This is a genomic window from Pseudomonas sp. W2I6 (assembly GCF_030815935.1).
In the GTDB taxonomy this organism is placed as follows: domain Bacteria; phylum Pseudomonadota; class Gammaproteobacteria; order Pseudomonadales; family Pseudomonadaceae; genus Aquipseudomonas.
The window spans coordinates 2,099,964-2,112,923 of record NZ_JAUSXJ010000001.1 but is presented as its reverse complement, the minus strand read 5'-3'; the positions used below and the strand labels follow the sequence as shown (position 1 = coordinate 2,112,923).

Sequence of the window (12,960 nt, the reverse complement as noted above, 5' to 3'; positions counted from 1 at the left end):
CCGTAGCGCCCGCAACGGCAGTCGACTCGGGCTACACCCCGTCAGGAAGGTACGTCTTTTGTTCTGGCCCGGCCCATCCGACGATGCAGGCTCCGGTCGCCCATAGCACGTGGGCGACCTTGCACAGAGCCTGAACGCCATGGATGACTTACCCTTTCTGTCCCACCTGTTGAAGAATATTTCTCCCTCCGCCCTGGACCTGATCAAGCACCAGGCATTGCGCCTCAAGGACGATCAAGTGCTGATCGCCGAACTGATCGCCGGTTTGATCAGACTGGTTGCCCAAGGCACCACCCCGGCAACCGACCCCATCTTGATCAGCGTGCCGGAAAATACCATGCTCGGTCGCTGGGTGCGGCTCTTCTGTGACGCCATCGGCCGCCCGGCCTTCCGTGAGTGGGCCTCACGCCATGACCTGGAACTGGCGAGCCTGGTGTTTCGGGGCGGCGATCTGCAGGCCACGATCCTGGAAGGCACGGTCAAAACACCGTACACCTTCACCCTGGACAAAGACTCTGATTGGTGGCGCGTCGCGAATCCGATCCTGGAGGTGGTGCAGATTATCGATACGGTCAACGCCGGCTTGCCATTCATGGAAAACCTCGTCGAACCTCATTCGAGGACACTGCCTCTGAACCTGGTATTGCCCTTCTATGGCTACCCGTTACCGACCAATCATTTGCAGGCTCAGGTGATTCTCGAAGAGATCCATACCCTCGACACGCTGCCCGGTGTCGATGAAAGCGGGCGGCTCAAATCCACCCTGCGCAAGCGCTTGACCGAAGAGCAGCGGGATTACCAACAACTGGCCGATGCGCTGCAGACGCTCCTGGAACAAAGTACAAACGGCAGCCCGCCTTTCGATTGGCTGCAGCTCTACCTGCAACGATGCACGCTGGACTCGGACTCAATGTTGTCGAGCACCTTAAAGTACGCGGCACAGCTGCTTTACGCCGTGACGCAGGGCGAAGAGTTCGCGAGCCTCAACCCTGCCAGTCAAGGCGCTGCCCCCACTTACCGCTATTCCGTCGACCAAAAAGTAGTGATCGCCGTGACCGACGGCCGCGAGGCCAATACCTCACCTCTGGATCGCTCCAACAACTCAGCGCTGAATCAGCAATGGGATGAGCTGGAGCGCCTGGCCAATCTCGCCCATACCGACATATTGCCGGACGCCAGCCTCAGCCTGGCCGCGCTGATGACGGCGTATCGGCTACCCCGTCCTGCCAGTGCAGGGGACGTTCAGGTCCTGGTGGAACAACTGCGCGCCACCAGCGCAGCGACGTTTCCCTATGTCAGCTCGGCCGCCCACTCGTTGGTGGCCGTCAGCAAACACATGCGCCATATCGCAGTTCTCAATGACCGTTACACCATGCAAGCAGCACTCAAGTCGATCACCCTCGATACGCAGCTCACTAGCACCCTGGACATGACGTTCAACCTGGCGGCTGACTCGCCCTTTGCCATGCTGGTGGACAAAGGGGCGCAACTGCTCGCAGGTTTGCGCCAGGAATCGGCCTTTCAACGCGTGAGCGCCACCCGCCAATTCAACCTTGCCCGGGTGTATGTACTGAACGCGGACGGCGAACTCAGTGGTTACGCGCTGGACGATGCGCCCAAGGTACTCACCCGTGCGGACACACCGCTTTCAAGCCTGACCTCGATGGCCGAACCCCTGTTGGAACTGGCCCGCCAATCCGGCGGGCGCATCAGCACCAATGGCCAGGTCAGCTTGCGCCAGTTACTCAACCTCTACCAGATGGCGCTACCGGCTACCCGTGACGAAGCCCATGCCACGGCACGCATCCTGCGCATCCCGACAACCAAACAGCCACGCCACGGCAACTACTGGCGGGCATTGCAGGTGATGCCACTGCTGGCGGCGCAACGCAAACAGGTGCTGCAGACCGTCGCCGCCTTCCTGCCCAACCAGGACGTAAAACTGTTCGACTACCTGAGCGAAACAATCGTCGGCGAAAAAAACCGTGACCAGGTGCGCGCCGAGGCTGATCTGCTGCTGCACCAACTATTGGCATCGCCCCCGGCCCAGGCACTGGCCGCGCGGCTATCGGAAACCGTGGGCTGGTACGGTGAACACGCCAGCGCTGCAAACACCCGTGCCAGCAGAAACGCACTGTTGTTTGCCGCACTGATTCTCAGCCTGGACGCGAATGCTGGTAAGCAGCGGGCCACTGTCGCCGGCTATGACCTGACCGATTCCTACAACTGGGGCCTGACCTTCCATGAAGTCCGTAACGCCGTAGAAGCCATGGTCCAGTTCAAGGTCCTGCGCACCAGCGCCGTACCCATGGCCGCGCACCTGTTGCTGGCGGGCATCGCCCCGGAATTCCTGGTGCGGGACATCCCTGATGAGGTGTCGTACATGAGTTCCCATACCTGGGTACATTTCAAGCAATACGTGGACCTGATCGAAGCTGAAACACCGGGTGCATCACGGGCCATGCGCTTCACCGACTTCATGGCGGTGATCTACTTCATCATGCCCTCCCGCCGGGTTCGCCGAGGCAGTCTGCCGATCGTCGACTGGGCCGTGGCCAACGGAGTACTGGCCAAAAACGTTGATGGGCACAGTACCACGCAGAAGAATCGCGCCATTGCCGCGTTGAACGAGCAGCTCAACCAGTTGCAGATCAGTTCCGAGTTGAAGAAGAACGGGCATACCAGCCTGTATGAGATAGCCTTGCAGGATCTTCAGCGGGTGTTTGCCGGTAGCACCGATCTGGAGCGAATGGTCATACAATGGCAGGCCAGGCCTGGTAACCGCTCGGAGCCGGATATCGCCGCCAATACCGCCGTTTCCCTGGTTCAGTTGCACATGGCAGGCAAGCTGACCAAAGGCACAACGCAATGGCGCTCGACCCTCAAGGACGTTGATTTCGCCAGCATGGCGTCACGGTTCGATGAGTTGGGGTCAATCCATTCCACTTTCGCGGCCGAGTTCGAGAAGCGCTACACGGCGGTGCGCGCCGCGCTGCTACAGTCGATCGTGTATTGGATGTCACAACTGCCCCTGCTTAGCCGTAAAGGCATGGAATATGGCAGCCTGGAATTCCATCGCCTGCAAACGTCACGCACCAGTGCTGGCGGGCAGACATCGGGCATCGGGAGATTCGGGGTGCTGGTGTTGTGCAGGTACGCCGGCGACAAGCGCTTCTACGAATTTCTCCCAAAGCAACTGAAGGTTGCCCCATTACCGGGCCTGACCCTGCAAATATTCGAACAGGCCCTGCGCACCGGCAATACCCAAGGCAGCCCGCTGCCGATCGATTGGTCAGCGTACGCGCGCGGCACCATTCCCAACGGGCAGCAACACGCGACGGTCATTGCCCAACGTTTTGCCGAGCTGCCTGCCGTCTATGGGCCGGGCCCTGTGGTACCCAACACCTTCACCTCGCCACGCAGCCTGGCCATTGCCAGCATCGTGATTGACCAGCACTTGCTGGTAGGCGCCGATGAGGCGCGAGCGGCGGCGAAGCAACCCCTTTCCCTGGCAGACGCCATCAACGGCGTAGATCCGCGGATCGGCTTCCTGCGCAGAATGGAACCCGAAACCATGAAATGAAACGTTGCAGGCCGGTTTCTGTGTAATCATTCACTGCATTGTTTCCCGGTGAGGCTTGTAGTGATGCGATCGCCCCTCGAACCGACTGCCCCGTCCTTCTGGCGCGACGAACGCCTGCCGTTCATTGAGGCTCGCACCATCGCCGACGGGCGGAAGGTCTGCTACACCCGCCACGCCCACGAGCACTTTTCCATCGGCGCGATCACGGCCGGGCAGAGCCTGTACATCCATGGGGCATCGACCTTCAAGATCAGCACCGGCACCGTGGTCTTGATGAATCCCGGGGATGTCCACGCCTGCAACCCCATTGATGATCTGCCCTGGTCCTATCACATGCTGTATATCGATACGGCCTGGCTGACCGACCTGCAGCACCAGCTGGGTTTCAGCAAGGACCAGGACTTTCGTCCGTTCACCGCCACCCACACCACGGATGTCGCGTTGTACCGCGGGCTGAACGAGCTGTATGAGGTGCTGGTGGACAACCACGCCGAACACCTGCACAAGCAGAGTGCGGTGGTGAGTTTTTTCACCGAGGTGCAACAACGCCTTAACCCGTCGGAGACCCCGGTGCGCGAGGTCAATCACAAGCTGGAGCGGGCCGCCGACTATATCCGCGAACATTGCACCGAGGCCCTGAAGCTCGAAGACATTTGCCAGGCGGCTGAACTGTCGCCGTCGTACCTGATTCGTGCGTTCAAGCAGTATTACGGCATGACGCCCCACGCATTCCTGGTCAATCGCCGTATTCAGTTTGCCCGCACCCAGTTGCGCAGCGGCCAGTTGATCGCCGACGTCGCACTGGCGGCCGGCTTTTCTGATCAGGCGCATTTCCAGCGCACGTTCAAACAGCACCTGGCGGCGACGCCCGGGCAATATCGCGGCTGAATCAGGCCAGCAGCAGATACCCCACGCTGGCCACCAACAAGGCGGCCATCGAGCGATTGAACAGGCGCATGCCCTGGGGATTGCTCAGGTAGCGGCGCAGGAACGTCCCGGCGTACGCCCAGCACGCCACCGACAAGTAGCAAATCACCAGGTAGATCGTCGCAAACAGCCAGACTTGCTGCGCATCGCCATCGGCGACAAACAGCCCCATGCCTGCCACACACGCCAGCCAGGCCTTGGGGTTGAGCCATTGCATGATCGCCCCATAGAGCATCGACGGCGCCGCGGCCGTGCCTTCAGCGTCCAGGCGCCCATCGTCCACTGCCAGCTTCCAGGCCATGTACAACAGGAACGCCACCCCGCCCCATTGAATCAGTTGGGTCAGCAGCGGCCAGCGCACCAGCACCTCATGCAGCCCCAGGCCGATCAACACCAGCAGCAAGGTGAATCCCAACGCGGCTCCAGCCACGTGCTTTTGACTGGCGGCAAACCCAAAGCGCGCCCCCGAACTGATGGCCACCACATTCACCGGTCCCGGCGTGATGGAAGTGGCCAAAGCGAAAGCGGCCATGGAAATGATCAAGCTCATTGCAATTCCTTTTTGTTGTGCGGGTATGAGCTGAACCTTAAGGAGAAGACGGATCGCGGTATTGAAGAAAATGCCCCTGCCGGGAATGACCGAAAAAACCACCAGTTGAAACCCTTAGCCCACCCGCTGCAAAAGACAAATTTATTCCATTGATATAACTGTATTTTTCTCTTTCCAAAGGGCGTTTTTGATAGGAAAAAATGCGTGTTTCCCAAGGTAGGCACGGTGCTAGAGTCGAGCGCACATCTGGCCGGATGACCTCAACCTGCTCACAAAAAAGGAATCGCCATGTCACGTCGCTTATTGGCAGCTGCCTGCCTGTTGCTGTCCTTCTCCGGGGTTCAGGCCGCGGAACGCTGGGAAACCCTTCCGCCCACCCCGGCGCCGATTGCGGGGGCCAAGACCGGCTATGCCGCCGTCAATGGCATCAAGGTCTACTACACCAAGACAGGGCATGGTTCGCCGGTGATCCTGCTGCACGGTGGCCTGTCCAATTCCGATTACTGGGGCAACCAGGTCAAGGCGCTGGCTGCCAAACACACGGTCATCAGCCTCGACAGCCGTGGCCACGGGCGCAGTTCCCGGGACGAGAACCCCTTCGGTTACGACTTGATGGCCGATGATGTGGTCGCCGTACTCGACAGCCTGAAAATCCCCCGTGCCGATATCGTCGGCTGGAGCGACGGCGCAATCATCGGTATAGATCTCGCCCTGCGCCACCCCGACCGTATCGGCAAGGTGTTCGCCTTTGCCGCCAACACCCAGACCTCCGGGGTCAAGGATGGCGTAGAGAAAAACCCGACCTTCGCCGCCTTCATCGAGCGCGCCGGCAAGGAGTACGCCAGGCACTCGCCGACGCCAAAAGAGTACGACGCCTTCGTCGAGCAGATCAGCCATATGTGGGCCAGCCAACCCAACTGGACCGACGCGCAACTGGCGTCCATCAAGACTCCGATCCTGATTGTCGACGGCGACCACGATGAGGCGATCAAGCGAGAACACACCGAATACATCGCGGCGACCATTCCGGGAGCGGGCCTGCTGATTCTGCCGAACACCAGCCACTTCGCATTCCTGCAGGACCCGACGCTGTTCAATGCCGCGCTGCTGGACTTCCTGGACAGCAAATAGCCCCGCCTACTCTCCTGTCATCCGCTCCAGGCTGTTGCTCAAGTGCAACAGCATGGCGGCCCGGGCCGCGTCCGGGTCCTGGCGGCGGATGGCTTTCAGGATCGCCTCGTGCTCAAGGTTCGCCAGGCGCCCCAGTTCCATCAGGTCCGCGTCGCCGCGTTCCTCGGCATTGATCCGGGTGCGTGGGATTACCGAGTGGCCCAGGTGATAAATCACGTCGGTGAAATAGGTATTGCCGGTGGCCTGGGCGATCAGGCGATGGAAGCGCACGTCAGGCTCAACGGCACTGTCGTTGTTGGCCAGCGAGTCCTGGTAATCATCCAGTGCCTGGCGCATCTGCTGCAGTTGTTCATCGGTACGGCGCAAGGCTGCCAGGGCGGCTGCCTGGGTTTCCAGGCCCATGCGCAGTTCAAGAATGCCGCGCACGCTGGCGGCGGTGTCGTGGGTCAGGTGCAGGCCGTGGCGCTCGTCGCGCTCCAGCACAAAGGTGCCGACACCGTGGCGGGTTTCCACCAACCCGGCGGCCTGCAATTTGGAAAGCGCTTCGCGCACCACCGTGCGGCTGACGCCGTACTCGCCCACGATAGCGGACTCGGATGGCAGCTTCTCACCCGGCGCCATCTGTCCCAGGAGAATCTGCTGGGTCAATGCGGTGACGATGTCGTGGGCAAGGCCCGGGGAGCGCTTGCGATGAGGTGCCGAGCTGGGGTTTTGCATCAGGAATTCCGTTCTGGGGCGCCTGGCAATATTAGCATTCTTGCAAGCCCTTACTTGTATGACAACAAACAAATACCTGTAGGAGCGAGCCTGCTCGCGAAAAAACCCGTTGCAGCGCAAACATTGCACCAAACCTCGTAATCGTTGACGATTTTCGCGAGCAAGCTCGCTCCCACAAACGGTTGCCATCTCTGAAAATGCAGTTGTATGATGTCTATCAAGTTGTCAGACATCCCTGACAACCCAAATACGTCCCCGCACAACAATAATCAGTGGGAGTTTGACCCGTGACCCCTTCCAGCCCTGCGACAGCTGCGCCCGCCACCGACCCGGTCCTGGCCCGCGCGATCAAGAAGGTGAAGAGCCATGTGCTCCCACTGTTCGTGATCATGTTCATCGTCAACTACATCGACCGCGTCAACATCGGCTTTGTGCGTACCCATATGGAGCACGACCTGGGCATTGGTGCGGCCGCCTACGGCTTCGGCGCCGGGTTGTTTTTTATCGGCTACGCGCTGTTCGAAGTGCCGTCCAACATGCTCCTGCAAAAAGTCGGCGCGCGCATCTGGCTGACCCGCATCATGTTCACCTGGGGCATCACCGCCACATTGATGGCCTTCATCCAGAACGAAACCCACTTCTACATCCTGCGCTTTCTGCTGGGCGTGGCCGAAGCGGGCTTCTTTCCCGGGGTGATCTACTACTTCACCCGCTGGCTGCCCGGCGTCGAACGCGGCAAGGCGATTGCAATCTTCCTCAGCGGCTCGGCCCTCGCCTCGCTGATCTCCGGCCCCTTGTCCGGCGTGCTGCTGCAAATCACCGGGCTGGGCCTGCATGGCTGGCAGTGGATGTACATCATCGAAGGCATGGCGTCGGTGCTGCTGTGCTTTTTCGTGTGGTTCTGGCTGGACTCCAAGCCCCACGACGCCAAGTGGCTCAGCCTTGAAGAAAAGGATGCGCTGGTGGGCGAGATCGACCGCGAACAGCGCGAGCGTGACGCCGCCACCACGGTCAAGCCGACCCTGGGCAAGTTGCTCAAGGACCGTCAGATCATGCTGTTCTGCGCCCTGTATTTCTGCATCCAACTGACGATATATGCCGCCACTTTCTGGTTGCCGAGCATCATCAAAAAGATGGGCGACCTGAGCGACATCCAGGTCGGTTTCTACAACTCCATCCCGTGGTTGATCTCGATCATCGCGATGTACGCCTTCGCGGCACTGGCGGGCAAATTCAAGTTCCAGCAAGCATGGGTCGCTGCGGCACTGTTGATCGCCGCCGTCGGCATGTTCCTCTCCACTACCGGCGGGCCGATCTTTGCCTTTATCGCCATCTGCTTCGCGGCGATCGGCTTCAAGTCGGCGTCCTCGCTGTTCTGGCCGATTCCCCAGGGTTACCTGGATGCACGCATCGCCGCGGCGGTGATCGCATTGATCAACTCCATCGGCAACCTCGGCGGGTTTGTCGCGCCCACCACCTTTGGTTTCCTGGAACAGACCACCGGCTCGATCCAGGGCGGTTTGTATGGCCTGGCGGGCACTTCGATCCTTGCGGCCATCCTGGTGTTTTTCGCCAGGACACTGCCCGGCCCGACCACCAGCAGCGTGCTGCAACCCGCCCCCGTCTTGAGCAAATAAGGACTACACGATGAACACAGAACACCAGCACCACGCCAACAGCGCCCCGGTCGTTACCGGCCTGCAAGTCATCCCGGTGGCCGGCCACGACAGCATGCTGCTCAACCTCAGCGGCGCCCACGGACCATTTTTTACGCGCAATATCGTGATCCTTACCGACAGCGCCGGCCGTACGGGCGTCGGTGAGGTACCCGGCGGCGAACGCATCCGCGAGACCCTGGAAGACGCCCGCAGCCTGGTGATCGGCAAGCCCATCGGCCAGTACCAGAGCATTCTCAATGCCATGCGCCAGACCTTCGCCGCGCGGGATTCGGCGGGCCGGGGTTTGCAGACGTTTGACCTGCGCATCACCATCCATGCTGTCACGGCGATGGAAGCGGCACTCCTGGATTTGCTCGGCCAATTCCTCGAAGTCCCGGTGGCGGCCCTTCTCGGCGAAGGCCAGCAGCGCGACGCGGTGAAGATGCTCGGCTACCTGTTCTACATCGGTGATCGCCAGCAGACCGACCTGGCCTATCGCAGTGAAGACGATGCCGAAGACTGGTTCCGCCTGCGTCATGAACAGGCCATGACGCCCGAAGCCATCGTGCGTCTGGCAGAGGCGGCCAAGGCGCAATACGGCTTCAATGACTTCAAGCTCAAAGGCGGCGTACTGCGCGGCGGCGACGAAATCGAGGCGGTGACTGCACTGGCCGAACGCTTCCCCGATGCGCGCATCACCCTGGACCCCAACGGCGCCTGGTCACTCAAAGAAGCCATCGCCCTGTGCCGCGACCAGCATCATGTGCTGGCTTATGCCGAAGACCCTTGCGGCGCGGAAAACGGTTACTCCGGGCGCGAAGTCATGGCCGAATTCCGCCGTGCCACCGGGCTGCCCACCGCCACCAACATGATCGCCACCGACTGGCGGGAAATGGGGCATGCGATCCAGTTGCAGTCCGTGGATATTCCCCTGGCCGACCCGCACTTCTGGACCATGCAGGGCTCGGTGCGCGTGGCGCAGATGTGCCACGAATGGGGCCTGACCTGGGGCTCGCACTCCAATAATCACTTCGACATTTCCCTGGCGATGTTCACCCAGGTGGCCGCCGCCGCGCCGGGGGAAATCACGGCCATCGACACCCACTGGATCTGGCAGGACGGCCAGCGGTTGACCAAGGCTCCGCTGAAGATTGTCGACGGCCACATCAAGGTGCCGGCCAAACCGGGCCTGGGCGTGGACATCGACATGGACGCCGTGGCCCACGCCCATGAACTGTACAAAGGCATGGGCCTGGGTGCGCGCAATGACAGCGTGGCGATGCAGTTCATGATTCCGGGCTGGACGTTCGATAACAAGCGGCCGTGCCTGGTGCGCTGACCTCAGCTGAAGATCATCGAAAAGTGCGCGCCCACCCCGGCGCGCACACCCTCGCCGACCGCCAGCGCCACCGAGCCGCCGGCCAGGTTGGCATCGCCGCAGGCAAACACACCGGGCACGGTGGTCTGGCGCGTCTCGTTGGTCAGCAGGTAGGGCCCGGTCGGCCCTTCGACAAACTCACAGCCCAACTGCTCGGCCAATGGGCTGGCCATGCGCGTACGGGACAGGGTGAAAATACCGTCCAGCGCGATCATCCGCCCGTCTGCCAATTCCACATCCGCCCGCTCACCGACAATCCGCCGCACCGCCGAGCTTTCGACGCTGACCCCACGCCGATCCAGTTGCGCCTGCTGCTCGGCATCCGGCACAAATGTACCGTTGGTAAAAAGCGTGGTGGTGCCCCAGTCCGGCAGCAGCATGGCGTGATGCATGGCCAGTGGCGACGTCGCCAGCACGCCGATGCGGCCTTGATCCAGTTCATAGCCGTGGCAATACGGGCAATGGAACACATGCTTGCCCCAGCGCTCCTTCAACCCCTCGACCTCGGGTAACTCATCCACCACGCCGGTAGCGAGAATCAAGCGTTTAGCGTTGAACTCACCCTTGCAACGGGTTCGCACCACGAAGCCATCCTGGTTTCGAGTCGCTTCAACGGCGGTGTCCTGCACCCAGGTCACCGTCGGATATTCCATCAACTGCCCTCGCCCTTCGGCAGCGATCAGCTCCGGCGGCTGGCCATCCTGGCTGAGGAAACCGTGGGACGTGGCCGCAAACCGGTTGCGCCGCTGCCCGGCGTCAATCACCAGCACCTTGCGCCGAGCCCGCGCCAGTTGCAGCCCGGCAGACATTCCGGCGTAGCTGCCGCCCACGATAATCACGTCGTAAACCATGAAGATGACCTCTCTGGTGGCCCTTGCATCGGTTGCCGGGCACTCACGACACACCATAAGTTACATAAAAATACCTCGTCAAGCGTCTCGCAACTCCAATCGTTACGAACGATACTTTCGGGCAGGAAATCCAGAGGCTTGCAGATGAGAAACGACACCCGGCTTTCGCGCATGCTCCATGTGCTGATCCACATGGGCCGCCACGAGGAACGCGCCACCTCGGAGACCATCGCGCAGATGCTTGGTACCAACGCGGTGGTGGTACGCCGCACCCTGGGCCTGCTCAAGGAGAAAGGTTATGTGCGTTCGGAAAAAGGCCATCAGGGCGGCTGGATGCTGGGCAAGCCGCTGAGTGAAATCACCCTGCTGGACATCCACAATGCCCTTGGCACGTCGTCGATCTTTGCCGTCGGCCTGTCCACCGATCATCCGCAATGCCTGGTGGAACAGGCCGTCAATGCGGCGCTGAACCAGGCGTTTGACGATGCCCAGGCGTTGCTGCTGCAGCGTTTGGGAGAGGTGACGCTGGCACAGTTGGCGGATGATTTTGACGAGCGCTATCGGGTGGCGATAACGCCCGCACCCTGTGCGTGATGCACGCGACGCCCTAAGCGCCACCCACCGAGCGCCACGCTGCCTCGGCCAGGGTTTCCCGGTACACCCGAGGGCTGCTGGCCGAGCGCCCGGCCAGCCAGGCACGGCAGTAGCTGTCGGCCTGGCCGATGATCAGTGATGGCAAGAGTTCGGCGGGCACCTGGCTGAGCTGATCACCCCGTCCAGGCAGCACCATCCACTCCTTCAGCAACGCATTGCGCGCCTGATTGCGGCTTTCCAGTTCAGCGGCGAACGGGCCCTTGGTCACCGCGAAATGCGCGTGGTACTGGAAGCGCGCCCACTGCGGTTCGCTGTCCACCCAATCGACATAGCTGTGGACCAGTGCGTACACCCCCTCCTTCGCTGTTTTGGCCGATTCAAGGTAGCGCCCACGCAATTCGGCCTGATCCTCCAGCGCGGTAAAAAACAGCGCGGCGACCAGGCCTTCCTTGTTGCCGAAGTGATGATAAATGGCGCCGACGCTGGTATCGCAGCGCGCGCGGATCATCTCGATGGTGGTGGCTTCAAGGCCCTGCTCGTTGAACAGGTCCAGGGCTGCCTTGAAGATATCGCGCTTCAATTCGGCCCTTCGGCCAGGGAAGCAACGCTGAAGCAGATCCGGGGTTTGCATGCTGAACAGGAACTCAGTCAGTGAAGAAGAACAAGCCCGGGCAGCTTGACAGATTTCCCATGGGCAGAATACTGTTCCGTTACAGAACATTATTCTGTAACGGAACAAGATTCCGTAAAATTCATTTAATCAGCGAGGCAGCACCATGAGTCAGGCCCTGAGCATGTTCAACAGCGTTGGCCCCGAAGCGTTCAGCAAACTGGCGTGCCAGATGGCGCCCTACTTCAGCACCATCAATCCGTTGATGACCCAGTTGCGTCCGGGGTTTGCCTCGGTGGAAGTGCCGTTCAGCAAGGCCATCACCAACCACCTGGGCACGGTGCATGCCATTGCCATGTGCAACGCTGCGGAGTTGGCGGCGGGTACCATGACGGACGTTTCCGTGCCGGCGGGTGCGCGGTGGATTCCCAAGGGGATGACGGTGGAGTATCTGGCCAAGGCCAAGAGCAGCGTGACGGCGACGGCCAATGGCGAAGGTATCGACTGGCAAACGGCGGGTGACAAGGTGGTGCCGGTGGAGATGCTGGATGCGGAGGGGAAATTGGTGTTTACCGCGCGGATTATCATGAATGTAAAATTGGGGTGATGGGGTTGGGGGCATATCCGTTGCTGCGGTTATGGCCGCTATTGGGTTGCGCTCTCACAGCGGCCTACCAGCCGGCTTGAGTGGGGTGAAGCAACCGCAAAATCAAAGGCGGACACGGTCCAAATGTGGGAGCGGGCTTGCTCGCGAAGGTCGTTAACGATGACGTGGGTATCCTGATTCAACGTGGCGCTCTCAGGTTTTTCGCGAGCAAGCCCGCTCCCACATAAAGCGGCGGAGGCAGCTCCCTTTACTCACTTTGGGCTGGGCCGGCATTCCGGCTTTTCCAAAGTGACTCGCTGTAAGAGCGAAACCATAAGTCGCCGTTACCTGAATAACGGATATACCTCCCCAAAA

11 protein-coding genes are annotated in these 12,960 nt (G+C 60.8%); 7 read left to right on the top strand and 4 right to left on the bottom strand.

What is annotated here, in order from left to right:
• Positions 1-139: 139 nt before the first annotated feature.
• Together QF039_RS10045 and QF039_RS10040 are read left to right on the top strand one after the other, a co-directional pair.
• Positions 140-3,583: a hypothetical protein gene (locus QF039_RS10045; protein ID WP_177044787.1), complete on the top strand. Its 3,444-nt coding sequence runs from the start codon at positions 140-142 to the stop codon at positions 3,581-3,583.
• 63 nt (positions 3,584-3,646) lie between these two features.
• Entirely contained in the window at positions 3,647-4,471 is an 825-nt protein-coding gene (locus QF039_RS10040; protein ID WP_003207444.1) for an AraC family transcriptional regulator, read from the top strand.
• Between the two features lies 1 nt (position 4,472).
• Here QF039_RS10040 and QF039_RS10035 read toward each other — a convergent pair whose 3' ends face one another.
• Complete coding sequence (locus tag QF039_RS10035; RefSeq protein ID WP_003207442.1) at positions 4,473-5,060, bottom strand: LysE family translocator; 588 nt, start codon at positions 5,058-5,060, stop codon at positions 4,473-4,475.
• A 288-nt stretch (positions 5,061-5,348) separates the two neighbouring features.
• Here QF039_RS10035 and QF039_RS10030 point away from each other — a divergent pair, with 288 nt between their 5' ends.
• Positions 5,349-6,191: an alpha/beta fold hydrolase gene (locus QF039_RS10030; RefSeq protein ID WP_177019981.1), complete on the top strand. Its 843-nt coding sequence runs from the start codon at positions 5,349-5,351 to the stop codon at positions 6,189-6,191.
• Positions 6,192-6,197: 6 nt separating this feature from the next.
• On the opposite strand, the gene QF039_RS10025 is transcribed toward QF039_RS10030, so the two are convergent.
• The gene (locus tag QF039_RS10025) at positions 6,198-6,908 is read right to left on the bottom strand and encodes a FadR/GntR family transcriptional regulator (protein WP_008435219.1); all 711 of its coding nucleotides are present in this window, start codon (positions 6,906-6,908) and stop codon (positions 6,198-6,200) included.
• A 287-nt stretch (positions 6,909-7,195) separates the two neighbouring features.
• Between QF039_RS10025 and QF039_RS10020 the strand changes: the two genes are divergently transcribed.
• Positions 7,196-8,545, top strand: coding sequence for an MFS transporter (locus QF039_RS10020; RefSeq protein WP_008435222.1), 1,350 nt, complete (start codon positions 7,196-7,198; stop codon positions 8,543-8,545).
• Between the two features lie 10 nt (positions 8,546-8,555).
• Positions 8,556-9,905 carry a glucarate dehydratase gene (gene gudD / locus QF039_RS10015; protein WP_003207434.1) on the top strand — a complete coding sequence of 450 codons (1,350 nt, stop codon included), beginning with the start codon at positions 8,556-8,558 and terminating at the stop codon, positions 9,903-9,905.
• Positions 9,906-9,907: 2 nt separating this feature from the next.
• On the opposite strand, the gene QF039_RS10010 is transcribed toward gudD, so the two are convergent.
• Complete coding sequence (locus tag QF039_RS10010) at positions 9,908-10,795, bottom strand: NAD(P)/FAD-dependent oxidoreductase (protein ID WP_307517792.1); 888 nt, start codon at positions 10,793-10,795, stop codon at positions 9,908-9,910.
• A gap of 144 nt (positions 10,796-10,939) precedes the next feature.
• On the opposite strand from QF039_RS10010, the gene QF039_RS10005 reads away from it, so the two are divergent.
• Positions 10,940-11,389, top strand: coding sequence for an Rrf2 family transcriptional regulator (locus QF039_RS10005; protein ID WP_008435227.1), 450 nt, complete (start codon positions 10,940-10,942; stop codon positions 11,387-11,389).
• A gap of 13 nt (positions 11,390-11,402) precedes the next feature.
• Here QF039_RS10005 and QF039_RS10000 read toward each other — a convergent pair whose 3' ends face one another.
• Positions 11,403-12,020: a TetR/AcrR family transcriptional regulator gene (locus tag QF039_RS10000; RefSeq protein WP_032899370.1), complete on the bottom strand. Its 618-nt coding sequence runs from the start codon at positions 12,018-12,020 to the stop codon at positions 11,403-11,405.
• A gap of 145 nt (positions 12,021-12,165) precedes the next feature.
• Between QF039_RS10000 and QF039_RS09995 the strand changes: the two genes are divergently transcribed.
• Complete coding sequence (locus QF039_RS09995; protein ID WP_008435232.1) at positions 12,166-12,606, top strand: hotdog fold domain-containing protein; 441 nt, start codon at positions 12,166-12,168, stop codon at positions 12,604-12,606.
• The last annotated feature ends 354 nt before the right edge of the window (positions 12,607-12,960 follow it).

Bases quoted from the DNA above. Each gene is read 5' to 3' on its own strand.
- QF039_RS10045 (WP_177044787.1), top strand. From the start codon at position 140: ATGGATGACTTACCCTTTCTGTCCCACCTGTTGAAGAATATTTCTCCC.
- QF039_RS10040 (WP_003207444.1), top strand. From the start codon at position 3,647: ATGCGATCGCCCCTCGAACCGACTGCCCCGTCCTTCTGGCGCGACGAA.
- QF039_RS10035 (WP_003207442.1), bottom strand. From the start codon at position 5,060: ATGAGCTTGATCATTTCCATGGCCGCTTTCGCTTTGGCCACTTCCATC.
- QF039_RS10030 (WP_177019981.1), top strand. From the start codon at position 5,349: ATGTCACGTCGCTTATTGGCAGCTGCCTGCCTGTTGCTGTCCTTCTCC.
- QF039_RS10025 (WP_008435219.1), bottom strand. From the start codon at position 6,908: ATGCAAAACCCCAGCTCGGCACCTCATCGCAAGCGCTCCCCGGGCCTT.
- gudD (WP_003207434.1), top strand. From the start codon at position 8,556: ATGAACACAGAACACCAGCACCACGCCAACAGCGCCCCGGTCGTTACC.
- QF039_RS10010 (WP_307517792.1), bottom strand. From the start codon at position 10,795: ATGGTTTACGACGTGATTATCGTGGGCGGCAGCTACGCCGGAATGTCT.
- QF039_RS10005 (WP_008435227.1), top strand. From the start codon at position 10,940: ATGAGAAACGACACCCGGCTTTCGCGCATGCTCCATGTGCTGATCCAC.
- QF039_RS10000 (WP_032899370.1), bottom strand. From the start codon at position 12,020: ATGCAAACCCCGGATCTGCTTCAGCGTTGCTTCCCTGGCCGAAGGGCC.
- QF039_RS09995 (WP_008435232.1), top strand. From the start codon at position 12,166: ATGAGTCAGGCCCTGAGCATGTTCAACAGCGTTGGCCCCGAAGCGTTC.